We start from the raw sequence: 23,615 nt of genomic DNA, 5'->3' as shown, positions 1-23,615 counted from the left end.
CTCATTCATTACACGAAAGACATCATGAAAAACATTACGATACAAAAATTTGCCGATAAGACCGCAAAAATCGGCATCGTCGGCTTAGGCTACGTTGGTTTACCACTGATGCTGCGCTATGTGGACATCGGTTACCAAGTTTTGGGTTTCGACATCGACAAAACCAAAGTTGACAAGCTCAACAAAGGCGAAAGCTACATCGAGCATATTCCTTCCGACAAAATTGCCGCCGCTTCCAACAGCCTGTTTGAAGCAACGACCGACTTCTCCCGCATCGGCGAAGTAGAAGCCGTCATTTTGTGCGTACCGACTCCGCTGAACAAATACCGTGAGCCGGACATGAGCTTCGTTATCGACACTACCGATGCGGTAAAACCTTACCTGCGCGCCGGTCAAGTGCTGTCTTTGGAATCCACCACATACCCCGGCACTACCGAAGAAGAATTGCTGCCACGCATGGAAGAAGGCGGCTTGAAAGTCGGTCAAGACGTGTTCTTGGTTTACTCTCCTGAGCGTGAAGACCCGGGCAACCCTAACTTTGAAACCCGTACCATTCCAAAAGTCATCGGCGGCCATACCCCTGCGTGTCTGGAAGTCGGCCTTGCGCTGTACCAACCTGCCATCGATAAAGTTGTTCCAGTAAGCTCCACCAAAGCGGCCGAGCTGACCAAACTTTTGGAAAACATCCACCGCGCCGTAAACATCGGCCTGGTGAACGAGATGAAAATCGTTGCCGACAAAATGGGCATCGACATTCACGAAGTCATCAATGCCGCTGCAACCAAACCGTTCGGCTTCGTCGCTTATTACCCGGGCCCTGGCTTGGGCGGCCACTGTATCCCTATCGACCCGTTCTACCTGACTTGGAAAGCACGAGAATACGGTGTAAACACCCGTTTCATCGAGCTGGCCGGTGAAGTGAACTCCCACATGCCCGACTACGTTATCGAAAAAGTCGGCCTGGCTTTGAACGACCACAACCGTTCCATCAAAGACAGCAAAATCTTGGTATTGGGTATCGCCTATAAGAAAAACGTAGACGATATGCGTGAAAGCCCGTCTGTGGAAGTGATGGACCGCCTGCACAAACTGGGCGCAGTGGTTTCCTACTCCGACCCGCACGTTCCAGAGTTCCCACACATCCCCGGCCACCACTACTTCGACTTGAAGAGTGAAGCGCTGACCCCTGAAACTGTCGCCCAATACGACTGCGTGGTTCTGACCACCGATCACGATAAATTCGACTATGACATGATCACCGAACATGCCAAGCTGATTGTCGATACACGCGGCAAATTCCCAGTGAAAAATCCTAAAGTCATCAAAGCATAATCTTGCTTCAGACGCATCCGGCTGCCTCCGGTTTCCCCAATCGGGACGGCGGCCGGTTTCCCAAGGCCATTTGTTTTTCAGACGGCCTTGGCAAACCGGCAACGGTAACAACGCATCTCTTACGAAAAACGCTCAGCTCGAACTTCTGGCCGTCTGAAAACAAATAATATGAACGCGAAAAAAATCCTCGGCTACGCATTGGGCCCGATAGGAAGCGCTGCTTTCGGCCTGCTTTCCCTGCCGCTCATCTCATGGTACTTCCCTGCGGAAGACATCGGCCGTATCGTACTCTTGCAGACCATTGCCGGATTGAGCATCCTGTTGCTGGGCTTGGGGCTGGACCAATCCTATATTCGCGACTATTACGCCGTTAAAGACAAGGCCGCGCTGTTCAAATCCGTTTTTTTATCGCCATTGATTCTGACTGTGGCGGTTGTGGTTTTAGTGTTGCTGATAAACGCATCATGGCCGTCTGAAATCATTTTCGACATCCCTAGTGCGAATTTGGGGATTCTCTTCCTGATTTTCTTAGCCACCACGCTGATTATCCGTTTTTTAGCCTTGATTTTGCGGATGAAAGAGCAGGCATTGGCTTTTTCCGTCAGCCAGCTTGCGCCGAAATTCTTGATTTTGTTGTTGGTTTTTGCCGTGATCGCTTCCGGCCTGCCCGCCAATACCACTTCACTGGTTTTTGCCTACACCGCCGCCCAAGTGCTGACCGTTGCGCTGTTGATCTATCAACTGCGCCAAGACCTGCAAGCCGTTTCCCATGCGAAATGGTCGTCAGAGCTGCATCGGGACGGCCTGCGCTACGGCCTGCCGCTGGCATTCGGCAACTTGGCCTATTGGGGTCTGACTTCGATTGACCGCTTTGTCCTCAAAAACATCTCGGGCTTGGACGAGTTGGGTATTTATTCGATGGCGGTCAGCTTTGGCGCCGTCGCCCTGATTTTCCAAAGCGTGTTCTCCACCATTTGGGCGCCTTTGGTGTTTAAATGGGTAGAAGAAAAAAACAATCTGGATAAAATCGGCGACATCACGCTTTCCATGACCGTCCTCATCAGCGCAATGATTTGCCTTATCGGGATTTTCTCGCCGATGGCGACTTGGATACTGCCGGAAAAATACACGCAGGTTCAATTTATCCTGCTCTCGTGTATGCTCTTCCCCCTGTTTTACACGCTGACCGAAGTCAGCGGCATCGGTTTGAACGTCGTCCGCTCGACTTGGCTGATTACCGCCATCAACATCGTTGCCTTTATCGCCAATACCGCCCTGCTCTATCTGATGGTGCCGAAATTCGGTGCAAAAGGTGCGGCTATGGCCAGCGCAACAGCTTTTTGGCTGTTTTTCATCTTGAAAACCGAATTCTCTTCACGCCTGTGGCAACCTTTGCCGCGCCTGAAGATTTATACCAACTCAACGCTCTGCCTGATGATCTGCCTTGCCTACACTTGGCTGGGTACGCGCGACAACTATATTTGGTTTGCGCTGGCATGGGCAGTCGGACTGGGTTCCCTGTTCCTAAAATACAAACACGCACTATTTGCCGCGACCGAAAAAATCAAAGCCAAATTAAACCGTTCGGCAAAATAGCCAACCTGAGATTCACGTCTCTACGATAACAACAGCACTACTATGAAAATAAAACGTCTGAACTTATACACTTACATCCTCTACATCATGCTCGCAGCCTATATGCTGGGGCCCGCGCTGTCCTTTAAGGTTGGCGTGCCACGTATCGACAACCCGCTGACCCTGATATTTGTACTGCTTGGTTTTGTCGTATTTTTTCTGGAAAGCAAGCGTATTCCGCGCAAGATTTTTGCCATGCTCTGCGCTCTGACCGCCATGTGCATCTGGCCTGCCATCCACATGGGCATTACGTCGCTGACGCCGACGCAGTACATGGATATTTTGTTTTTTATGGCTGTTCCGGCTTTCTTCTACTTGTTTTACCAAGTATTGAAGCGCGCCGACGACCCTTTGGGAACGATTCAGAAGTTCCTCATCGTATTTACGCTGTTTATCGCCGTACCGCCTTTTGCAGAGCTGGCCACCGGTATTCAGTTTGTGAGTGCCAGCGATGAATTGGCTATTGACGAAGGCTCGCTCAAAGGCTTGTTCTTTAATCCGAACAACCTTGCCGCCACCGCGGTCTGCCTTGCGCCTGCCATTTTGTTTTTCTTCCAACTCCAAGGACGAAAACACAAAGAAAAACTACTTGGCTGGGGCTTGTTCCTGCTGTTGGGCATGGCCATTTTCGCCAGCGTATCGCGTACCGCCATCGGCTGTTACTTGTTGATTTTGTTGGTTTATACAGCCTATCGCAAAAACGGTTTTATTACGGTCGGCGTCGCAGGTTTGCTGGCGTTGGTGTTGTCGATGATTCCATCACGCGCGATTGCGGAATTTTTGCTCTCACTCAACGGCAACCAGTTTTTGGAACGCTTTTCCAGCCGCGTGTACCTCTTCCTGTACGACTTGGGCAGCGACAATTCCGTGTCCTACCGTCAGGAGATTTACAACTACTTCTGGAATAATCCGCCCCTGCTGCTGACCGGCTACGGTCCTAAAAACTTCCGCGAATATTTCGGCGGACATTTGAGCGGCAGCTTGGGCTTTGAAAACCCGCACAGCTTCATCATCGAGCTGTATCTGGGTTTCGGCATGATTTCCTTACTCGGCTTTATTGCCTTTGTGGCGTGTTATTTCCTCTACACCGCCTCAAACCGCGCAGTAACCGGCAAATCGCGCGTTTTGGCTTGGGTTGCCTTAGGCATTTTCCTGCTGGCCGGTTTTATTCCGTCCACCATTTTGCGTATGCCGTTTATCTGGCTGCCCTGCCTGCTGATTTTTATTTACAGCATATTTGTTGCGCCCAAGCTGAAAGATATGGCCGCTTACGCATACAACGAAACACTATACGATACGAAGAAACCATCATGAAAATCATCCTGACTACCTCCATGTCTGGCCTCGGTGGCACTGAAAACGCCACTTTCCGCCTCGGCCGCCTGCTCAAACAACGCGGACACGATATCGTATTGGCCTCTTCAGACGGCCCTTTGATTCAGGAAGCGCAAGCATTGGGCATCCGTTGGCAGCCGATCGATTTTTACCAAGGCGGATTATTGGGTTACGTCAAAGGCATGTTTGCCTATATGAAACTGCTGAAAAAAGAGAAACCTGATGTGATTCACTGCCAAATGGCGCGTATCGTTCCGGCCTGCGCCATTGCGGCCAAGTTTGCCTCGCCGAAAACCAAAGTGTTCTACCACGCGCGCGGCCTTGATCCGGAAACTTATCCGAAAATTGCCAAGCTTTTCGACAAGCTGGGCGTGTACATCATCGGCAACTGCAAACACGAACGCGAAAAACTCATCCGTTACGGTTTCCCTGCCAACCGCATCACCTACACTTACAACGCCCTGCACAAAGCAGATTTCGTTCCTGAAAAAACGGTCAAAGACTATGTCCAACTGGGCACGCTTTCCCGTTTGGACACCGTCCGCGCCGTACACCTGATGTTGGATATTTTGAAGAAAATGGTTGACCGCGGCATGCCTGTACGCCTCAACGTTGCAGGTATCGGCGAAGAAATGGACAACCTCAAAGCCCAAGCCAAACGTTTGGGCATTGAAGACAAAGTCACCTTCCTCGGCGGTGTCCGCGACTTGACCGGCTACTTCAAAGAAGTCGATATTTTGGTGAACACGCCGCGTTGCGTAGGCGACCACGGCGCAGGTGTCGGCAACAATATTTTGGAAGCCGGCCTTTACGACACACCTGTCGTGACCTACAACATGGCGGGCATTTCCGAAATGGTCATCACCGGCCAAACCGGCTACTGCATTCCTTTCGGCGATGACGAAGCGTTTATCGAAGCCGTCGATACACTCATCAAGCATCCAGAGTTGCGCGGTCAAATGGGCAAAGCCCTGCACAAACACGTCGAAACTTTATGCTCCGACGACGAAATCTACCGCACCACCATGGCTGCGTACGAAATGTAAGGCCGTCTGAAACATGAACATTACCATCGTCGCCCCTTATTGCTCGCTGCCGTCCGAGCCGCATTTCAACCGCTTCTGGTATCTGGCCGAGCTGTTGTCGCAGTCGCATGACGTGTTGCTGATTACTAGCAACTTCAAGCACTACGACAAATCTTTCAGACGGCCTGAAGATGCCGAGGCCGCCTCACAAGGCCGTCTGAAAGTCATGCTGTTGGAAGAAAGCGGATACAGCAAAAACGTGTCTTTGGGACGCGTGACCAGCCATCACCGCTTCGTCAAACATTTTGAAAAATGGTTGGAAAACTGCCGTCCGAGCGAACAAGATGTCGTCTTTTCCGCCTATCCGCTGATTGCCACTAACCTGCTGTTGGGCAAACACAAAGCGCGTTTGGGCTACAAACTGATTGTCGACGTGCAGGACGTATGGCCGGAGTCTTTCTCCTCAGTCGTACCTTTTTTGAAAAAAGTACCGCACAACCTGCTGCCCTTTGCTTCACGCGCCAACCAAGCCTACCGCTACGCCGATGCGCTGGTTGCCGTATCGCAGACTTATCTCGACCGCGCCAAAGAAGCCAATCCGAACGTACCTGGCGAAGTCGTTTATATTGGCGCGGATTTTCCCAAACTCGATGCCGCACCTGCCAAAGATTTTGGCGACGATAAAACCCGCTTTTTCTACTTGGGCACACTCAGTTACAGCTATGACGTGGAAACCGTGTGCAAAGGCGTTCGCAAACTGTTGGACGCCGGCGAAAACGTCGAATTGCACATCATGGGCGGCGGCCCCGATTTGGACAGGCTCAAACAATATGCCTGCGACGGCATCAAGTTTTACGGCTACATTCCTTACGCCGAAATGATGTCGGTCGCCAAAGGCTGCGATATTTCCGTCAACGCCATCCACTCTTACGCCATGCAGTCGATTACCAACAAACTGTCCGACTATATGGCTTTGCAAAAACCGATTCTGAACAGCCAGGTCAACGACGAAGTTGCCGAAGTCCTTACCCTGCTGCCGCATGCGAACTACCGTTCCGGCGATGTGGACGGTTTCGTTCAAGCCGCCAAAGATATTCTGAAGCGCAAAAACGATCCTGTTCAGTCCGAAGAAATCGTCCGCCGCTTCAAACGCGACGTTGCCTATCAAAAAATTGTCAACCTGATTGAAAGATTAGCTCATGAATAAATTTTTCAAACGCCTGTTTGACATTGTTGCCTCCGCCTCAGGGCTGATTATCCTGTCGCCTGTGTTTTTGATTTTGGTGTACCTCATCCGCAAAAACCTAGGCTCGCCCGTGTTCTTCATCCAAGAGCGGCCGGGCAAGGATGGCAAGCCGTTTAAAATGATTAAATTCCGCTCCATGCGCGATGCAATCGATAAAGACGGCAACCCGCTACCGGACAGCGAACGCCTGACCGATTTCGGCAAAAAATTACGTGCTACCAGTTTGGACGAACTTCCTGAATTATGGAATGTCTTAAAAGGCGAGATGAGTCTGGTTGGCCCTCGTCCGCTGCTGATGCACTACCTGCCGTTGTACAACGACTTCCAAAACCGCCGCCACGAAATGAAACCGGGCGTAACCGGTTGGGCGCAAGTCAATGGCCGCAACGCTATTTCATGGGACGAAAAGTTCGCCCACGATGTTTGGTACATCGACCACTTCAGCTTCTGGCTGGATATTAAAATTTTGTTCCTGACGGTTAAAAAAGTCTTCGTCAAAGAAGGCATCTCAGCCGAAGGAGAAGCCACTATGCCTTATTTCACGGGTAATAAAACTGATGAAAAAAAATAACATACTGATTCTGTCGGCAGGTCGCCGTGTCGAATTGGTGCAGGACTTCCAAACCGAAGCCGCACGTTTTTCAGACGGCATCGGCGTTTTTGCCACTGACCTCAACCCCCACATGTCTTCTGCCTGCCATGTTGCCGACCGCGCTTTCAGCGTGCCGCGCATCGATGCAGCCGAATACATTGACAGCATTTTAGAGCTGGCCAAACAACACGACATCGGTCTGATTGTGCCAACCATCGATACCGAGCTGCTCAAACTGGCCGAAGCACGTGACCGTTTTGAAGCTGAAGGAATACATATTGTCATTTCCGATGCAAAACTGATTACCCTGTGCCGCGACAAGCGCCTGACCGCTGGCCTGTTTGCACAATACGGCATCCGTTCGCCTGAAATTTACGAACGTGACCGCTTGGTTTTCCCATGTTTTGCCAAGCCTTATGACGGCAGCCGCGCCATCGGTGCGAAAAAAATCAACACACCGGCTGATTTGACTGTCGACATTACCGAAGACCCGAAAATGATGTTCGCCCAATACATCGATATTGAGAATACTTTCTCCGAGTTTACCGTCGATATGTATTACGACCGTCAAGGCCGTCTGAAATGCGCCATCCCTCGCGAACGTTTGGAAGTGCGCACCGGCGAAGTCAGCAAAGGCGCAACCCGACGCAATGCCCTGTATGAAGAGCTGGTTGAAAAAATGGCCGTATTGGAAGGCGCACGCGGCTGCATTACCGCGCAATTCTTCGTCAGCAAAACCGACAGCACAACCTACGGTGTGGAAATCAACCCGCGCTTCGGCGGCGGTTTTCCACTGACTTACGCCGCAGGCGGCAACTATCCGGGCTGGCTGATTCAAGAATATATCGGCAGCCAAGACGTCCCGTTCTCCGACGACTGGGAAAACAATTTAATCATGCTTCGTTACGATGCTAAAGTTTTGGTAAGAGAACATGATTAAGCCGGAAGAATCCGTCATCGTCTTCGATCTTGACGATACGCTTTACTCTGAGTACGACTACAAATGCTCCGGAATACAGGCAGTTGTAGGGATAATTACGTCGTTTTATCCACAACACGATGCCGACGTACTAAATGAAATTGCAGACAATAAAAGTAAAGACTGGCTCGACAATTTGTGTCATCATTGCAAATTAAACGAACTAGAGAAACAATCACTTTTGTGGCAATATCGACTACACAGGCCTGTTATCCGACCTTATGTCGAACCGTCTTTTTTACGGAAGCTGATGCGCCCTTTTGCCGCATGCGCCCTGATTACAGACGGCCGCAGTCTGACACAGCGTTTGAAAATACAGGCCTTGGGGTTGACCGATTTGTTTGACGACATTTTGATTTCAGAAGCCATGCAATCGGAAAAACCCGACGATAAGCGTTTTGTCTTCCTGCAAAACAAATATCCGGCTGCAAAACGTTTCATCTACATCGGCGACAACATCAAAAAAGATTTTGTCGCACCCAACAAACTGGGTTGGCTCTCCATAGGCATTATGCCTAAGCCGCACAATATTCATCAAGCCGAGCCCGAGCAATACGGTCGTGAATACCAGCCCACCCTTTGGATAAACACCCTGGAAGAACTGACTACACTGACAACTTCCGCCACCGAAAAAGCAAATGCATAAGGGACATTTCTCCATGAAAATCTTATTTATGGGTCGTAAACAGGTTTCCGCCAACCTGCTTCGTTTTTTGACCAAACAAGACCATATCGAAATCATCGGTGTCTTGACCGACAGCCATCTGCAAGGCTCGCCGACTACGGCCGCCGCGCAGGAATTGGGCTTGCCCCTGTACACCTTCGATACGGCTTTGGAAGCAATGCGAGAAGGCCGTCTGAAATACGATTTGGGCTTGTCCGTCCTTTACTGGCGCAAGCTGCGTGATGAATTCCTGAGCATTCCGACTTTAGGCACGATCAACTTCCACCCTGCGCTGTTGCCCGAATACAAAGGCACGGGCGGCTACAACCTGGCCATCATGGACGAGCTGAACGAATGGGGCAATACTGCCCACTACGTCGACGCTTCCATCGATACCGGTGAAATTATCGAAGTGGACCGTTTCCCTATCGACGCCGAAACAGAAACCGCCCAATCGCTCGAACGCAAAACCATGCAGGCATTGGAAGATTTCGCACGACGCATCATCACCCGCGCCATCGAGTCGAAAACCAAATTGCCGACCACGCCAAACATCGGTGGCCGCTACGTCAGCCGTGACGAAATGGAAGCCATGAAGCAAATCCGCGACGGCGACGATGTGGAGAAAAAAATCCGCGCCTTCTGGTTCCCTCCTTACGACGGCGCATACGTCGAAATCAACGGTCAGAAATACACCCTGATCAACCGCCAACTGCTGGAAGAAATCGCCCCCAAAGGCTCAACCAGTCTTTTCGCAGGAAAAACAAATGCTTAATACATCACTCTCCCCATGGCCAAGCTTTACTCAAGAAGAAGCCAATGCCGTTTCCAAAGTCCTGCTGTCCAACAAAGTCAACTACTGGACAGGTACGGAATGTCGCGAATTTGAAAAAGAATTTGCTGCCTTTGTCGGCACGCAATACGCCGTCGCCCTTTCCAACGGTACGTTGGCTTTGGACGTAGCCCTAAAAGCAATGGGCATCGGCCAAGGCGATGATGTGATTGTCACTTCACGCACCTTCTTGGCTTCAGCGTCCTGCATCGTGACCGCCGGTGCCAATCCGGTTTTCGCCGATGTCGATTTAAACAGCCAAAACATCAGCGCCGAAACCATCAAAGCCGCGCTGACACCAAACACTAAAGCCATCATCGTGGTTCACCTTGCCGGCATGCCTGCCGAAATGGACGACATCATGGCTTTGACCAAAGAACATAACTTGTGGGTTATCGAAGACTGCGCCCAAGCGCACGGTGCGAAATACAAAGGCAAATCCGTCGGCTCTATCGGCCACGTCGGCGCTTGGTCGTTCTGCCAAGACAAAATCATGACCACCGGCGGCGAAGGCGGCATGGTGACCACCAACGACAAAGAGCTGTGGAGCAAAATGTGGTCGTACAAAGACCACGGCAAAAGCTACGATGCCGTGTACCACCGCGAACACGCACCCGGTTTCCGCTGGCTGCACGAAAGCTTCGGTACCAACTGGCGCATGTTGGAAATGCAGGCGGTCATCGGCCGCATCCAGCTCAAACGCATGCCCGGATGGACGGCGCGCCGCCAAGAAAACGCCGCCAAACTGGCTGAAAGCTTGGGCAAATTCGCCAGCATCCGTTTGGTTGAAGTGGCCGACTACATCGAACACGCGCAATACAAGTTCTACGTTTTCGTCAAACCCGAACACCTGAAAGACGGCTGGACACGCGACCGCATCGTCAATGAACTGAACGCGCGCAAAGTCCCATGCTATCAAGGCAGCTGCTCCGAAGTGTATTTGGAAAAAGCCTTCGACAACACGCCTTGGCGTCCGAAAGAGCGTTTGAAAAACGCTGTCGAGTTGGGCGACACCAGCCTGATGTTCTTGGTGCACCCAACCCTGACTGATGAAGAAATTGCGTTCTGCAAAGAAAACATCGAAGCCGTATTGACTGAAGCCACGGTATAATCATTTTCAGACGGCCTGCAACTTCAGGCCGTCTGAAAAAATAAAACAGCCTGCTTCAAACAATCCGTACCAAGCCACATTACAACACTCAGACACAAGAAATATAAAATGAACTTGGAAACCCTGCTGGCTCTGCCGCGCAATCTAAAAAAAACCTTCTTCGTCATCCACGATATCTTGATGATATTCGTGGCGTTTTGGTTTGCCCAAAGCCTCAAAGTACAATATTCCGACGAATGGTTGAGTATCGCCAACTGGCTGGCTTTCGGCAGCACCGCTGTGCTGACCATCATCCTTTTCATCCGTATCGGCCTCTATCGCGCCGTAACGCGCTTCGTCAGCATCCGCGTCCTGACCGCCGCCGCATTCGGCAGCATCATTTCAGCGGTCTTGTTCTGCCTGACCACCCTGATTTTTGAACAAAAACTACACCTTGCCCTGCCCATCGTCTATTTCTTGGTCTTGGTGGTCGGCGTGACCAGCTCACGCATGATCCTGCGCGCGATCCTGACCGACCATCACCGCAAACAGATGACGCCCGTCATCATCTACGGTGCAGGCCAATCCGGCCGCCAGTTACTGGAAGCCATCAAACAGGTTAACGAATATTCGGCCATCGCCTTTGTCGATGACAACCCGAAAATCCAACGCACCGTCATCTATGACCTTGCCGTCTACAACCCCAACGAAATCCCGATGCTGATCAGCCGCTACGGCGTCCGCAAAATTCTGCTGGCGATTCCAAGTTCTACGCCGGAAGAACGCAAAGACATCATCCGCCGCCTCGAAGCATACAAATGCGAAGTCCTGACCATTCCGGGCATGAAAGATTTGGTCGACGGCAAAATCAACGTCAGCTCATTGAAAAAAATCTCTGTGGTCGATTTGCTCGGCCGCGCCCCTGTGGCACCGCGCCCTGAATTAATGAGTGCCGACATCAGCGACAAAGTCGTGATGGTGACCGGCGCAGGCGGCTCTATCGGCTCCGAACTTTGCCGTCAAATTCTCAACTGCCGTCCGACCAAACTGCTGTTGTTTGAATTGTCCGAATTTGCCCTATACAGCATAGACAAAGAATTGCGCGAAACCCAAGCCGCGCAAGGCAGCCAAGTCGAAGTCGTACCGCTTTTGGGCTCGGTTCAAAACAAAGAACGCCTTAGCAGCATCATGAAGGCCTATCACGTCGACACCGTCTATCATGCCGCAGCCTATAAACACGTTCCAATGGTAGAGTTCAACACTATCGAAGGCATTCAAAACAACGTGTTCGGCACACTCTGCTGCGCGCAGGCTGCCGTAGATGCAGGCGTTTCCACCTTTGTTTTGATTTCCACCGACAAAGCCGTCCGTCCGACCAACACCATGGGCGCCAGCAAACGCATGGCCGAACTCTGCCTACAAGCCCTTGCCGCCGAGCCGGAACAAAAAACACGCTTCTGCATGGTGCGTTTCGGCAACGTATTGGGTTCGTCCGGCTCCGTTGTCCCTGTATTTGAAAAACAAATTGCCGAAGGCGGCCCGATTACCCTGACCCACCAAGACATTACCCGCTACTTCATGACCATTCCCGAAGCAGCGCAACTGGTTATCCAAGCCGGTGCAATGGGTAAAGGCGGCGACGTATTCGTCCTCGATATGGGCGAATCCGTCAAAATCATCGACCTTGCCCGTCAAATGATTGTCCTCAGCGGACTCAAAGTCAAAGACGAGCAACACCCGCACGGCGACATCGAAATCAAGATTACCGGCCTGCGCCCGGGCGAGAAACTTTATGAAGAACTGCTCATCGGCGACGAGGTGCAAAAAACCACTCATCCCCGGATTATGACCGCCAGTGAAGTAATGCTTCCATGGACGCAATTATCTGACATACTGTCGGAACTCCAAACCGCTTGTCTCCAAAGTGACCAAAACAGCCTGCGCCAGCTTCTGTTGCGCGCACCGACAGGCTTTGTACCCAAAGACGGTATCTGCGACTTGGTTTGGCAACAAAACAACAAGGCCGTCTGAACATTTTCAGACGGCCCGGACACCATCCCGCAAGGACTACTACATGAAAAAAACGCTCTCCCTGCTTACTCTATTCGCACTGACTGCCTGTAACAGCACAACAGTCATTCCTGGTTCAACCATCAAAACCAGAACCAAAACCATTGTTTACACCGATACCGACACCGCCGCCGATACCAACCTCGACAGCCGCGTTGCCGTTTACCCCATCACGCCCAACCTGATTGAAAAAATGCGTACGCCGCCCGTACTTTCCCAATCCAACCAAGGCTTGGAGCAAAGCAAAAGCGCTTACCGCTACCGCATCGGCAGCGGCGACGTCCTCAATATCATGGTTTGGGCGCACTCCGACCTTAACTCCCCTATCCAGCAAAGCAACCCGCAAACCAACCAAGTCAGCCGCGGTGCCTGGGTAGATGAGGGCGGTTATATCACTTACCCGTTGGCAGGCAAAATTCAAGCCAAAGGCAAAACTTTGGACGAATTGCAAAACACCCTGACCAACCTTCTGAAACGCTACATCAAAAACCCTCAAGTAGCCATCAACGTTACCGAATTCCGTTCGCAACGCATTTCAGTATCCGGTGCCATCAACCAAGCAGGTCAGCTGCCGATTACCAATATCCCGATGACCATTTTGGATGCCATCAACCAAGCAGGCGGCGTCACCCAAAGTGCCGACACCCAACACATCAAATGGACGCACAACGGCGTTGACCGCACCATTTCCCTGCAAGACATGCTGCAATACGGCGATATGTTGCAAAACCACCTCCTAAGCCATGGCGACATCGTTTACGTTCCTAACAGTAGCAACAACAAAATCTACATCATGGGCGAAGTCGGCAAACAAGCGACCCTGCCGATCGGCAACCACGGCCTCAACCTGACCCAAGCGCTTGGCGAAGTGGGCGGCATGAACCAAGCCTATGCGGATGCAACCGGCGTATTCGTCATCCGCCGCGTACCTGAGGATGCGGCCAAACCTATCCACATCTACCAGCTCAACCTGAAAGATGCGACTTCTTACGCACTGGGCAGCGAATTCAAACTGCGTTCGGAAGACACCGTTTACGTTACCGCAGCCCCGGTTACCCGTTGGAACCGCGTAATGTCACAAATTACCAACTCCATCAGCAACGTCAATACCCTCGACAATACGTTTAAATAAGCAGTGGTTCCTGCTGTCAGACCCTTGTTTGACAGCAGGATACAAAATCACGCACAATCCGACCAAATTACATAAACGGCATATAAAAGCCGTACACACCGCACAAACGGAAAAGCAGTATCTTATAGTCTGACTCACGCTTTTTTTCAGACCATAAACCGAAAACAATATCATGTACCACAACATACTCATCGTCTGCCTAGGCAACATCTGCCGCTCCCCCACCGCAGAGCGGATTATGCAGAAAAAACTACCCGGCCACCGCATCAGCAGCGCCGGCATAAAAGCACTGGCAGGTAAGGATGCCGATTTCCAAGCCATCAAAACCGCACTCAAACACGGCGTTATCGTTGCAGGCCATACGGCACGCCAACTGACCGCCCAAATGTGCGAACAGGCCGATTTGATTCTCGTCATGGAGCCCTGTCAAATCGACATGGTGGCCGACATTCATCCGCCGGCACGCAGCAAAACCATGCTGTTTGCCCAATGGTTGCCTAAAAAAACCGTACCTGACCCATACAAACAAAGCAGCGAAATGTTTGAAGCCGTTTTTGAACAGCTCAATGCTGCCGCAGACACTTGGAAAACCAAACTAAACGGAAAAACTCAACCGGTATAAAACCGGCATGAACAAGAAAGCAAGCAATGAAAAAAACGACCTACACACCTTACAGCGCAGACAACGACGAAATCGACTTCGGCCAACAGCTGCGAGTAATTTGGACAAATAAATACAAAATCCTCGCCGCCCTGCTTGCAGGCGGCATTCTTGGCGCAGCCTTCAGCCTGGCATCCACTCCGCAATACCGTGCCGACGCCATGCTGGAAATTGAAACGCGACAAAACCAAATCCTGACCGAAATCAACAGCATCTTCAACAACCAAACCACGCCGTCTGAAGCAGAAGTCGAGCTGGTTCAATCACGCTTGGTGCTGGGTAAAACCGTTGACGACCTTCAGCTTGACCAAGAAGTCAAAGCCAAATACACACCTGTTATCGGCAGCCTGATGCACAACATCAACGGAGACCCCGATCCTAAATTGACCGTCGGCAGCTTTACCGTACAAGACGAATGGTTCAACAAAACCTTCACACTGACCGCCAAGAGCAACAAAGCCTATACTCTTACCCTGCCTGACAAACGCGTCGTAGAAGGCAAGGTTGGCGTACCTCTGAAAATCAACAATCAAACCACCCTCAAAATCGATCAAATCCTGGCTAATCCGGGTCAAGAATTTGCATTGACCAAGTTCTCCCGCATCAGCGCCATCGAAAACATCCAAAACAAACTGGCCGTTATCAGCAAAGGTAAAACCAGCCCCATCATCAACCTTACCTTTACCGGCACCGACCCTAAACGTACCAGCGTCATCCTCAACAGCATTGCCGACAACTACGTTGCGCAAAACCGCGAACGTGACGTCCAAGTTGCATCCAGCGGTTTGGCCTTCATCAGCGAAGAATTACCACGCTTGAAAGAAACCTTGCAAGACGCTGAAAACAAACTCAATGCCTACCGCCAACAATCAGGCTCCCTCGACATTCCGCTCGAGTCTAAAGGCGCATTGGAAAGCCTGACCGGCATCGAAACCCAAATCACCCTGCTCAAAACCGAAGAAGCAGGTTTGGCCGAGCTGTACACGCCGGAACACCCTTCCTATAAAGCCGTATTGGACAAACTTGCTGTCCTCGAGCGCGCTAAAAACAAAATCAACCAACAAATTGCCGAGTTGCCGAATACCCAACAAGAAGTCATCCGCCTGACCCGCGACGTAGAAACCAACCAGGCTACCTACGTCCAACTGTTGAGCAAACAACAAGAACTCAACATCATGAAAGCCAGCGCGCAAGGTAATGTCCGCATCGTCGATTATGCCTATGTCCCTGAAAACCCCGTTGCACCGCGCAAAGCCGTCATCACACTTCTGAGCGCACTTGCCGCAGGCTCATTGACCGCTTTGTGGCTGATGATTCGTAACCGCATGAAAAACGGCATTACTTCATCCGAAGAAATCGAAAACCTCAATTTGGAAGTCGTCGCTCTTGTTCCGCACTCCAAAACCCAGCAAAAACGCGACTTCTTCAAAAGCAAATTCAAGAAAACCGGCGGCCGTTCCAACTATCTGCTGGCCAGCGAAGACCGTGCCGACACGGCAGTCGAAGCCATCCGCGCCCTGCGCACCAATATCTACTTTTCCATGCTGGACGCGCCTAACAACGTCCTCATGATTACCGGTGCCGCGCCTGAGGCAGGCAAGTCCTTTATCTCCGCCAACCTCGCCGCCGTAATGGCGCAATCGGGCAAACGCGTCCTGCTTATCGATACCGATATGCGCAAAGGCTACCTCGACCGACTCTTCGGCCTTACCCCCGAGTTCGGCTTGTCTGACATCCTAAGCGGCAAAGCGGCTCCGGCCAAAGCCGTACAAGAGACCAGCATTGAAAACCTCCACCTCATCAGCAGCGGCAGCTATCCTAGCAATCCGTCCGAGCTTTTGATGGACAACCGTTTCAACGAATTGCTCGCCCACGCGCGCCAACGCTACGATTACGTCATCTTGGACACGCCGCCCGTATTGGCCGTGACCGACGCCGTCATCATCGGCCAACATGCAGGCACCGTCCTGATGATCAGCCGTTATGCGCACACGCGTGCACGAGAGCTTGAGGCCAGCGTCGAACGCCTCAAACAAAACCACATCAACATCAAAGGTGTCGTCCTCAACGGCATGAAGCGCGAAGCCAACAACAGCTACGACTACTACGCCTACGATGCCTACCATTCCGGTAACAATAAATCATAAACCGAAGCAGGCCGTCTGAACTTTCAGACGGCCTAAGGCTTTTTAAACGGCACAAAATATTTTTCACAAACTCCGCCCTTGCACCCCAAAGCCGTTTGTTTTAAAGTAAGCCCCGTTCCCATATGGAAGAGAAACATGAAAATTACCGTCATCGGCGCAGGTTCGTGGGGTACAGCTCTCGCGTTGCACTTTGCGCACCACAACAATGAAGTTGCCCTTTGGACACGCAATCCCGACCAAATCCGCACCCTGCAAGCAGATCGCGAAAACAAACGCGGCCTGCCCGGCTTCCCTTTCCCTGAGTCCCTGACCGTTCACGCCGATTTGGGCGAAGCGCTGAAAGACAGCCAACTTGCCCTGATCGTGACCTCCGTAGCCGGCCTCAGAAGCAGCGCCGAGCTGCTCAAACAGCATAACGCCGCCGATATTCCCGTTCTTGCCGCCTGCAAAGGTTTTGAACAAGATACTGGCCTTTTGACTTTCCAAGTACTGAAAGAAGTCCTGCCTAACAATAAAAAAATCGGCGTTCTCTCTGGCCCGAGCTTTGCCCAAGAACTGGCCGCCCAACTGCCTTGCGCCGTCGTTCTTGCTTCCGAAAACAAAGACTGGGTGGAAGAAACTACTGCCCAACTGAACACCAACGTAATGCGCCTGTACGGCAGCACCGACGTCATCGGTGTCGCAGTGGGCGGTGCCGTTAAAAACGTCATGGCGATTGCCACCGGCCTTTCAGACGGCCTCGAATACGGCCTCAATGCACGTGCAGCCTTAGTAACCCGCGGCCTTGCCGAAATCACCCGCCTTGCCATCGCCATGGGCGCACAACCCAAAACCATGATGGGTTTGGCAGGCATCGGTGACCTTATCCTGACCTGTACCGGTGCACTCTCGCGCAACCGCCGCGTCGGCCTCGGCCTCGCAGAAGGCAAAGAGTTGCATCAAGTGCTTGTTGAAATCGGCCACGTTTCCGAAGGTGTCAGCACCATTGAAGAAGTCTTCAATACCGCCGCCAAATACCAAATCGATATGCCCATCACTCAAACCCTGCTGCAACTCATCCGCAAAGAAATGACCCCGCAGCAAGTCGTTGAACGACTGATGGAACGAAGCGCTCGCTTCGAATAAACTGTCGCGCCGTCTGCCATTCAGACGGCCTGACGCACAATATGACGGCCATAAGGCCGTCTGAAGGGAAACACATGAACCAATCACTGAACAATCTGGAAATCAACGTTTACCAACTTGTCCAAAAATTTGAAACGCTGGTTTCAGAAAACCGCCGTCTCAACGAAGAAATCGACAGACTCAAACTCGAGCAAGAGCAACAAAAACGCCAACACGATGCGGCCATTGACGAACTCAGCGAAGCCTTGCTGGTTCAAGTCGGCAAACTCAAAGAAGACCTGCAAAGCAAAATTGACAACCTGACTGCCGAAAAAGAAAACTACCGCAACGCGCTGGCCCAAAGTGCAGACCAAATCCGCAGCCTCATTGCCCGATTGCCCCAAGAAACACAACAATAAAAGGACGCCCCGTGAGTATCGAACAAGTCAATCTCGACATCATGAATGTCAACTTCACCATCAACACGCCGAGTGAAGAAAAAGCCACCCTTCTGCAAGCCGTTGAAATGCTCAACAAGAAAAGCGATGCGATTAAAGAAAGCGGCCGCATCGTCGGCACAGACAAAATTGTCGTCATGGCAGCCCTCAACGTCGTACACGACCTCTTGAAAACCACTCTCAACGACGATTTGGCAATCGGTGAATTTGAGCGTAAAATAACCGACATGAACAACGCGTGCCAAAAAGCACTGGCGCGCTTGGAACAAAACTGATTTTCCCCTTTTCCCTGCGGTGTTCGCGAAGGCATATATTCCTTTGAACCAATACGTTCGCTTTAGGTTGCCGGGAGCTGTAGTGGGCGCGAGCGTCCGTTTATCGGACGCACCCGAAACTACCCGAGGTGACCGCCTTGTCAGCAAGGTTCAAGCGGATTCAGCCTAAACGGCACTCGTGGGGATTCCCTAAAAAAAGCCATGCCGACAGGTGTGGCTTTTCCCTTTCCAAGTAAAGACTTTCGTAAAGATTTCCGGCCGTCTGAAAAAACCGCATATTCATGCATCAAACACACTCAATTAAGATTGACAAAAGCCAATCTCCTCTTTAAAATCCATAACTTTCTATATATATCTGGATTCCAACCATGAAAACCTTCTCTGCAAAACCCCACGAGGTGAAGCGCGAATGGTTCGTCATTGACGCAGAAGACAAAGTTCTGGGTCGTGTCGCAGCCGAAGTCGCACACCGTCTGCGCGGCAAACACAAACCCGAATACACCCCTCACGTTGATACCGGCGATTACATCATCGTCATCAACGCAGACAAACTGCGCGTGACCGGTGCTAAATTCGAAGACAAAAAATACTTCCGTCACTCTGGTTTCCCAGGCGGCATCTACGAGCGTACCTTCCGCGAAATGCAAGAGCAATTCCCAGGTCGTGCTTTGGAACAAGCCGTAAAAGGCATGTTGCCTAAAGGTCCTCTGGGCTACGCCATGATCAAAAAACTGAAAGTGTACGCCGGTGCCGAACACGGCCACGCTGCACAACAACCTAAAGTTTTGGAACTGAAATAATAAGGACACGACATGAACGGTAAATACTACTACGGCACAGGCCGCCGCAAAAGTTCAGTGGCTCGTGTATTCTTGACTAAAGGTACCGGCCAAATCATCGTAAACGGCCGTCCCGTTGACGAATTCTTCGCACGTGAAACCAGCCGCATGGTTGTACGTCAACCTCTGGTTCTGACTGAAAATGCCGAATCTTTCGACATCAAAGTTAACGTAACCGGTGGTGGCGAAACCGGTCAATCCGGCGCTATCCGTCACGGTATCACCCGCGCCCTGATCGACTTCGATGCAGCCCTAAAACCAGCCCTGTCTCAAGCAGGCTTCGTTACTCGCGATGCTCGTGAAGTTGAACGTAAAAAACCAGGTTTGCGCAAAGCACGTCGCGCAAAACAATTCTCCAAACGTTAATACGTTTTCAGAATCGAATCAAAAAGCCTTGCTTTGCAAGGCTTTTTTCATTTATAAAACGATAATCCAATATCCCCCGTAATATATAATGAAAACCCTGCTCCACTACGCCAAATCATTGCTTCAGGCTGTGATTCTCTTCATCTTCTTATCCCTGATTGTCGACTGGGTGCGCAAGCCTGAGCAACCCTTGCAGTCGGCAGCACAAACCATCACTTTAACTGATGGGCAAACCACTTCCCTTCAATCCTTCAGCCAAAATCGGGTTGCCGTCGTTTATTTTTGGGGCAGCTGGTGTCGTATTTGTTCATACACATCATCAACCATAGAAAAGCTGCACCAAGACAATATCCCAACACTGGGCGTAGCCTTGCGCTCCGGAAGCAACGCAGACATTGCCCACCATATGCAACAAAACAATCTATCCTTTCCAAACGTCAACGATTCAGACGGCCTGATGGCCCAAAAATGGAATATCGCCGTCACACCAACCATTATCATATTAAAAGATGGAAAAATGATTCATCACACATCCGGACTTTCTAGCTACATCGGCTTAAAAATCAGAATTTACTTAGCAGACATCTTCGGCTAAATTCATTGAAAATCCACTAAAAATAGCAAACCCAAAGAATCATCTCCGCCGAATATATTTACCCTATTCCACTTCATAAATAAATAAACTATCTCTTTCCCAATAACATATGATTTTGTTGAGATTATAAAGAAAATAGACTAAGATATAACCATAAGAACAATTGGAAACATTATTATCAAAACAAACTGTTAGAGATCTTCATCTAATATTGTGGCAGTGATGCTTTTGTTCCCATAAACCCGGTTGCCGACGGCAGCCTTAAAACAGCAATATTCGCCTTTATCAATCTACCTCACGCTTCAACGGTTTGATTTTTGATAACACCGGAGACTTAGTAATGCCCAACCAATCTAAACATGCATCTATCAATATCGGTCTGATTCAGGCACGGGAAGCATTGATGACCCAATTCCGCCCTATTCTGAACCAAGCCAATATTACTGACCAGCAATGGCGTATCATCCGGCTCTTAGCGGAAAACGGCACACTCGACTTCCAAGATTTGGCCAATCAGGCCTGCATCCTTCGCCCCAGCCTGACCGGCATTCTGACCCGCTTGGAAAAAGCAGGTTTGGCCGTCCGCCTGAAGCCTTCCAACGACCAACGCCGTGTTTACCTGAAACTGACGCCCGAAGGTGAGAAACTCTATGAATCCACCGGCGCATTGGTTGACGAGCGCTATGACGCAATTGAAAAAGTCCTCACCAAAGAAAAAATGGCACAACTCAAAGAACTCTTGGCAGAGCTGGCAAAAATCGAACAGGCATTAAAATAAAGCGAGCCGGATGACAGATTCAACACACACACTCAAGAGATCCTTCCGAGATGCCATGGCCTCCTGTGCCGCCGGTGTACACGTTATCACGACAGACGGTGAAGCAGGACGCTATGGCATTACCATGACTGCCGTAACTGCTGTTACCGACGAGCCGCCAACGGTCATGCTGTGCATCAACCGCCAATCCGCCATCATTCCCATCCTGCAAGGCAACCGTGATTTGTGTATCAACACACTCAACGACGGCCAGCAGGATGTCGCCGAACACTTTGCCGGACTGACCGACCTCTCGCCCGAAGAGCGCTTTGAATACCATATTTGGCATAGAGGACAAACCGGACAGCTAGAAGTCGAAGGCGCGCTGGCGCACCTGCACGGCAGCATTGTCGATCAACGCGAAATCGGCACGCATTACGTCTTTTTCGTTCAGATCAACGAAATCCGCAATACCGACACGCAAGCGCCGGCATTGCTGTATTTCCGTAGGCAATTCAAATCTTTGGCATAAATAAAGGTCTCAGGCCGTCTGAAACATCGGTTTCATTTTTCAGACGGCCTGAGACTTTTTCTGTTTCACACATTATAGGCACACCCATGAAAGCAATGATACTAGCCGCCGGTCGCGGCGAACGCATGCGCCCGCTGACCGACCACACGCCCAAACCCTTACTCGAAGTAGCAGGTACACCGCTTATCGGCTGGCACTTGCGCCGCCTGCAGCAGGCCGGTTTTACTGAAATCGTCATCAACCATGCCTGGCTTGGACAGCAAATCGAAGACACCTTGAAAGATGGTTCGGACTACGGCGTGCGCATTGCCTATTCTCCCGAACGTGCCGGAGGCCTGGAAACCGCGGGTGGCATTGCCACTGCCCTGCCTCTTTTGGGCGACGAGCCGTTTTTGGTCGTCAATGGCGACGTGTTGACCAACATTGATTTCCAAGCTGCACGACTGGCTGCTCAGCGCATACAGGAACACAACCTTCTCGCCCATTTGTGGCTGGTGGACAATCCGCCCCATCATCCCGAAGGAGACTTCGGCCTGCTTTCAGACGGCCTGGTATCCGCCTCATCCGCAGACGGCCAAGCCCTGACTTTCAGCGGTGTGGGCGTTTATCATCCCGCGCTTTTCAAAGACACCCCGGCACACCAGGCTGCTAAGCTTGCCCCTCTGTTGCGTCAAGCCATGAGCCAAAACCAAATCAGCGGCGAACACCACACCGGCCTTTGGTTGGACGTCGGCACCATCGAACGCCTGCAAGAAGCCGACCGTATCGCCCAAAGCTGGTAAGACAAAAGAGACGTATCCAATACGTCCCTTTTAATATTCAAGGCCGTCTGAAAACATTGATCAAACCATTTTCAGACGGCCTTAATCCATCAATCAAGCTTTAGCCAATTTCTCTTTTCTTTCTTCATTCCCAACAAGCCATTGACAATCATCACGCACAATCCCGACCAAATCAGTCCGTAGCCGATCAATGCGCCGCCTTGCACCGGCTCGTCCAGCCACACAATCGATACAATAAAAAGCAATACAGGCTCCAAATAGCTCAACATGCCGAACACCGCCACCGGCAGCAACTGATTTGCCTTCAAATTCAAATGCATGGATATTGCACTATTGAAGCCCAGCAACACGATAAAAAAGATTAAAACCGGTTTGGCCGCAATCATCGCCGGCGTATCCGTTGCTAGCAAAATATACGCCAACGCAAACGGCGTAATCATCATCAAATCAAAGGTCAGCCCGATTAAGGAAGGCACGCCCAGCTTGCGACGCAGCAGATAATAAAACGGATAAGTACCGAACACCCATACAGTCGTCCACGAAAACGCGCCCGACCGCACCAATTCACATGCCACGCCTGCACACGCCAAGATTACCGCCACCCTCTGCAACCGGTTCAAACGCTCTTTAAACCAAATCCGTCCGCCCAGCATCATTGCCAAAGGAAACAGGAAATAACCCATGGCAATGTTTACCCCTTCCCCATTGACCGGCCCCCAGACAAACAGCCACAACTGGCTGGCAAATATCGGCGTCGGCAATACAATCAGCAGCCATCGTTTCCAATCCCGGCCGACGCCATAAGCAAAACGCGTTGCCGCCTGCCAACCGTTGACCATCGTCATCAGCACGCACAAAGCCGACAGCATGGCGACCATGCGCCAGGCAAACACCTCCGTCCCCGTCATCGGCCGCATCCACATACCATACAGAAACAGCATGGAAAACAACAAATTGGACGCTATCGCAGCCAGCAAACCTTTGGATAAATTCGTCATTTCAGACGGCCTTTTGCAATCAATCAAAGTTAATATTGTAGAAAAATCGGATGAAAAAATTACTCATCTTTTTGAATGAAGTTTTACCGCAAACATCCGTTTCATTAAAGGCCGTCTGAAAACCCTGTCTTCAGGTTTTCAGACGGCCTTTCATTGCATCGAAGCAGTC

Annotated in this window: 24 protein-coding genes and 1 other RNA gene; 24 read left to right on the top strand and 1 reads right to left on the bottom strand. The window is 51.0% G+C overall.

What is annotated here, in order from left to right; translation table 11 throughout:
* Window positions 1-24: 24 nt before the first annotated feature.
* The 24 genes from ACTHTY_RS07770 to murU all read left to right on the top strand — a co-directional run bounded on the left by ACTHTY_RS07770 (window position 25) and on the right by murU (window position 22,448).
* Complete coding sequence (locus ACTHTY_RS07770; protein ID WP_036492804.1) at window positions 25-1,332, top strand: nucleotide sugar dehydrogenase; 1,308 nt, start codon at window positions 25-27, stop codon at window positions 1,330-1,332.
* Window positions 1,333-1,500: 168 nt separating this feature from the next.
* Window positions 1,501-2,928, top strand: coding sequence for an oligosaccharide flippase family protein (locus tag ACTHTY_RS07765; protein WP_440367117.1), 1,428 nt, complete (start codon window positions 1,501-1,503; stop codon window positions 2,926-2,928).
* A gap of 42 nt (window positions 2,929-2,970) precedes the next feature.
* Window positions 2,971-4,281: an O-antigen ligase family protein gene (locus ACTHTY_RS07760; protein ID WP_440367115.1), complete on the top strand. Its 1,311-nt coding sequence runs from the start codon at window positions 2,971-2,973 to the stop codon at window positions 4,279-4,281.
* Window positions 4,278-5,348: a glycosyltransferase family 4 protein gene (locus ACTHTY_RS07755; protein ID WP_440367113.1), complete on the top strand. Its 1,071-nt coding sequence runs from the start codon at window positions 4,278-4,280 to the stop codon at window positions 5,346-5,348. The genes ACTHTY_RS07760 and ACTHTY_RS07755 overlap by 4 nt, the downstream gene beginning before the upstream one ends.
* 13 nt (window positions 5,349-5,361) lie before the next feature.
* Entirely contained in the window at window positions 5,362-6,534 is a 1,173-nt protein-coding gene (locus ACTHTY_RS07750; RefSeq protein WP_440367111.1) for a glycosyltransferase, read from the top strand.
* On the top strand, window positions 6,527-7,144 hold the full coding sequence (locus ACTHTY_RS07745) for a sugar transferase (RefSeq protein ID WP_036492790.1): 618 nt from the start codon (window positions 6,527-6,529) through the stop codon (window positions 7,142-7,144). Before ACTHTY_RS07750 ends, ACTHTY_RS07745 begins: the two co-directional genes overlap by 8 nt.
* Complete coding sequence (locus tag ACTHTY_RS07740; RefSeq protein ID WP_263338384.1) at window positions 7,131-8,105, top strand: ATP-grasp domain-containing protein; 975 nt, start codon at window positions 7,131-7,133, stop codon at window positions 8,103-8,105. Before ACTHTY_RS07745 ends, ACTHTY_RS07740 begins: the two co-directional genes overlap by 14 nt.
* The gene (locus ACTHTY_RS07735; RefSeq protein ID WP_440367109.1) at window positions 8,098-8,790 is read left to right on the top strand and encodes an HAD family hydrolase; all 693 of its coding nucleotides are present in this window, start codon (window positions 8,098-8,100) and stop codon (window positions 8,788-8,790) included. Before ACTHTY_RS07740 ends, ACTHTY_RS07735 begins: the two co-directional genes overlap by 8 nt.
* A 13-nt stretch (window positions 8,791-8,803) precedes the next feature.
* Window positions 8,804-9,583, top strand: coding sequence for a methionyl-tRNA formyltransferase (locus ACTHTY_RS07730; protein ID WP_440367108.1), 780 nt, complete (start codon window positions 8,804-8,806; stop codon window positions 9,581-9,583).
* A complete protein-coding gene (locus ACTHTY_RS07725) occupies window positions 9,576-10,751 on the top strand; it encodes a DegT/DnrJ/EryC1/StrS family aminotransferase (RefSeq protein WP_440367107.1) in 1,176 nt (391 codons plus the stop codon). Before ACTHTY_RS07730 ends, ACTHTY_RS07725 begins: the two co-directional genes overlap by 8 nt.
* 108 nt (window positions 10,752-10,859) lie before the next feature.
* Complete coding sequence (locus ACTHTY_RS07720; RefSeq protein WP_070749491.1) at window positions 10,860-12,761, top strand: polysaccharide biosynthesis protein; 1,902 nt, start codon at window positions 10,860-10,862, stop codon at window positions 12,759-12,761.
* Window positions 12,762-12,804: 43 nt separating this feature from the next.
* Window positions 12,805-13,932, top strand: a complete 1,128-nt coding sequence (locus ACTHTY_RS07715) for a polysaccharide export protein (RefSeq protein WP_440367105.1) — start codon at window positions 12,805-12,807, stop codon at window positions 13,930-13,932.
* A 172-nt stretch (window positions 13,933-14,104) separates the two neighbouring features.
* Window positions 14,105-14,554, top strand: coding sequence for a low molecular weight protein-tyrosine-phosphatase (locus tag ACTHTY_RS07710; RefSeq protein WP_004520878.1), 450 nt, complete (start codon window positions 14,105-14,107; stop codon window positions 14,552-14,554).
* Window positions 14,555-14,580: 26 nt separating this feature from the next.
* Window positions 14,581-16,740 carry a polysaccharide biosynthesis tyrosine autokinase gene (locus tag ACTHTY_RS07705; RefSeq protein ID WP_440367103.1) on the top strand — a complete coding sequence of 720 codons (2,160 nt, stop codon included), beginning with the start codon at window positions 14,581-14,583 and terminating at the stop codon, window positions 16,738-16,740.
* 135 nt (window positions 16,741-16,875) lie between these two features.
* The gene (locus ACTHTY_RS07700; protein WP_107810433.1) at window positions 16,876-17,865 is read left to right on the top strand and encodes an NAD(P)H-dependent glycerol-3-phosphate dehydrogenase; all 990 of its coding nucleotides are present in this window, start codon (window positions 16,876-16,878) and stop codon (window positions 17,863-17,865) included.
* A 74-nt stretch (window positions 17,866-17,939) separates the two neighbouring features.
* Entirely contained in the window at window positions 17,940-18,263 is a 324-nt protein-coding gene (locus tag ACTHTY_RS07695) for a hypothetical protein (RefSeq protein ID WP_036494022.1), read from the top strand.
* A gap of 11 nt (window positions 18,264-18,274) precedes the next feature.
* Complete coding sequence (locus tag ACTHTY_RS07690; RefSeq protein ID WP_003681511.1) at window positions 18,275-18,577, top strand: cell division protein ZapA; 303 nt, start codon at window positions 18,275-18,277, stop codon at window positions 18,575-18,577.
* An 8-nt stretch (window positions 18,578-18,585) separates the two neighbouring features.
* Window positions 18,586-18,766, top strand: a non-coding RNA gene (gene ssrS, locus ACTHTY_RS07685) — 6S RNA.
* A gap of 179 nt (window positions 18,767-18,945) precedes the next feature.
* Window positions 18,946-19,377: a 50S ribosomal protein L13 gene (rplM, locus tag ACTHTY_RS07680; protein WP_003684605.1), complete on the top strand. Its 432-nt coding sequence runs from the start codon at window positions 18,946-18,948 to the stop codon at window positions 19,375-19,377.
* Window positions 19,378-19,389: 12 nt separating this feature from the next.
* Window positions 19,390-19,782, top strand: coding sequence for a 30S ribosomal protein S9 (rpsI, locus tag ACTHTY_RS07675; RefSeq protein ID WP_003681515.1), 393 nt, complete (start codon window positions 19,390-19,392; stop codon window positions 19,780-19,782).
* An 88-nt stretch (window positions 19,783-19,870) separates the two neighbouring features.
* Window positions 19,871-20,377, top strand: coding sequence for a protein disulfide oxidoreductase (locus ACTHTY_RS07670; RefSeq protein WP_440367102.1), 507 nt, complete (start codon window positions 19,871-19,873; stop codon window positions 20,375-20,377).
* Window positions 20,378-20,717: 340 nt separating this feature from the next.
* Window positions 20,718-21,155: a homoprotocatechuate degradation operon regulator HpaR gene (gene hpaR / locus ACTHTY_RS07665; protein ID WP_004520883.1), complete on the top strand. Its 438-nt coding sequence runs from the start codon at window positions 20,718-20,720 to the stop codon at window positions 21,153-21,155.
* A gap of 10 nt (window positions 21,156-21,165) precedes the next feature.
* Window positions 21,166-21,666 (top strand): 4-hydroxyphenylacetate 3-monooxygenase, reductase component, encoded by a 501-nt coding sequence (hpaC, locus tag ACTHTY_RS07660; protein ID WP_049336944.1) that lies wholly within the window; start codon window positions 21,166-21,168, stop codon window positions 21,664-21,666.
* 86 nt (window positions 21,667-21,752) lie between these two features.
* On the top strand, window positions 21,753-22,448 hold the full coding sequence (gene murU, locus ACTHTY_RS07655; RefSeq protein WP_440367100.1) for an N-acetylmuramate alpha-1-phosphate uridylyltransferase MurU: 696 nt from the start codon (window positions 21,753-21,755) through the stop codon (window positions 22,446-22,448).
* An 89-nt stretch (window positions 22,449-22,537) separates the two neighbouring features.
* Here murU and rarD read toward each other — a convergent pair whose 3' ends face one another.
* Window positions 22,538-23,446: an EamA family transporter RarD gene (gene rarD, locus ACTHTY_RS07650; RefSeq protein WP_440367099.1), complete on the bottom strand. Its 909-nt coding sequence runs from the start codon at window positions 23,444-23,446 to the stop codon at window positions 22,538-22,540.
* Window positions 23,447-23,615: the final 169 nt, after the last annotated feature.

This window comes from Neisseria sp. P0019.S002 (assembly GCF_051957155.1).
Classification (GTDB): Bacteria; Pseudomonadota; Gammaproteobacteria; order Burkholderiales; family Neisseriaceae; genus Neisseria; species Neisseria perflava.
The sequence above is the reverse complement of the archived record's forward strand: the minus strand, read 5'-3'. Positions and strand labels throughout refer to the sequence as shown.

Excerpts from the sequence above, each read along its gene's own strand:
- ACTHTY_RS07770 (WP_036492804.1), top strand. The coding sequence starts at position 25 with ATGAAAAACATTACGATACAAAAATTTGCCGATAAGACCGCAAAAATC.
- ACTHTY_RS07740 (WP_263338384.1), top strand. The coding sequence starts at position 7,131 with ATGAAAAAAAATAACATACTGATTCTGTCGGCAGGTCGCCGTGTCGAA.
- ACTHTY_RS07670 (WP_440367102.1), top strand. The coding sequence starts at position 19,871 with ATGAAAACCCTGCTCCACTACGCCAAATCATTGCTTCAGGCTGTGATT.
- ACTHTY_RS07735 (WP_440367109.1), top strand. The coding sequence starts at position 8,098 with ATGATTAAGCCGGAAGAATCCGTCATCGTCTTCGATCTTGACGATACG.
- ACTHTY_RS07750 (WP_440367111.1), top strand. The coding sequence starts at position 5,362 with ATGAACATTACCATCGTCGCCCCTTATTGCTCGCTGCCGTCCGAGCCG.
- ACTHTY_RS07720 (WP_070749491.1), top strand. The coding sequence starts at position 10,860 with ATGAACTTGGAAACCCTGCTGGCTCTGCCGCGCAATCTAAAAAAAACC.
- ACTHTY_RS07725 (WP_440367107.1), top strand. The coding sequence starts at position 9,576 with ATGCTTAATACATCACTCTCCCCATGGCCAAGCTTTACTCAAGAAGAA.
- ACTHTY_RS07695 (WP_036494022.1), top strand. The coding sequence starts at position 17,940 with ATGAACCAATCACTGAACAATCTGGAAATCAACGTTTACCAACTTGTC.
- hpaC (WP_049336944.1), top strand. The coding sequence starts at position 21,166 with ATGACAGATTCAACACACACACTCAAGAGATCCTTCCGAGATGCCATG.
- ACTHTY_RS07745 (WP_036492790.1), top strand. The coding sequence starts at position 6,527 with ATGAATAAATTTTTCAAACGCCTGTTTGACATTGTTGCCTCCGCCTCA.
- ACTHTY_RS07765 (WP_440367117.1), top strand. The coding sequence starts at position 1,501 with ATGAACGCGAAAAAAATCCTCGGCTACGCATTGGGCCCGATAGGAAGC.
- ACTHTY_RS07755 (WP_440367113.1), top strand. The coding sequence starts at position 4,278 with ATGAAAATCATCCTGACTACCTCCATGTCTGGCCTCGGTGGCACTGAA.
- ACTHTY_RS07715 (WP_440367105.1), top strand. The coding sequence starts at position 12,805 with ATGAAAAAAACGCTCTCCCTGCTTACTCTATTCGCACTGACTGCCTGT.
- rpsI (WP_003681515.1), top strand. The coding sequence starts at position 19,390 with ATGAACGGTAAATACTACTACGGCACAGGCCGCCGCAAAAGTTCAGTG.
- ACTHTY_RS07730 (WP_440367108.1), top strand. The coding sequence starts at position 8,804 with ATGAAAATCTTATTTATGGGTCGTAAACAGGTTTCCGCCAACCTGCTT.
- rplM (WP_003684605.1), top strand. The coding sequence starts at position 18,946 with ATGAAAACCTTCTCTGCAAAACCCCACGAGGTGAAGCGCGAATGGTTC.
- murU (WP_440367100.1), top strand. The coding sequence starts at position 21,753 with ATGAAAGCAATGATACTAGCCGCCGGTCGCGGCGAACGCATGCGCCCG.
- ACTHTY_RS07705 (WP_440367103.1), top strand. The coding sequence starts at position 14,581 with ATGAAAAAAACGACCTACACACCTTACAGCGCAGACAACGACGAAATC.
- ACTHTY_RS07700 (WP_107810433.1), top strand. The coding sequence starts at position 16,876 with ATGAAAATTACCGTCATCGGCGCAGGTTCGTGGGGTACAGCTCTCGCG.
- rarD (WP_440367099.1), bottom strand. The coding sequence starts at position 23,446 with ATGACGAATTTATCCAAAGGTTTGCTGGCTGCGATAGCGTCCAATTTG.
- hpaR (WP_004520883.1), top strand. The coding sequence starts at position 20,718 with ATGCCCAACCAATCTAAACATGCATCTATCAATATCGGTCTGATTCAG.
- ACTHTY_RS07710 (WP_004520878.1), top strand. The coding sequence starts at position 14,105 with ATGTACCACAACATACTCATCGTCTGCCTAGGCAACATCTGCCGCTCC.
- ACTHTY_RS07760 (WP_440367115.1), top strand. The coding sequence starts at position 2,971 with ATGAAAATAAAACGTCTGAACTTATACACTTACATCCTCTACATCATG.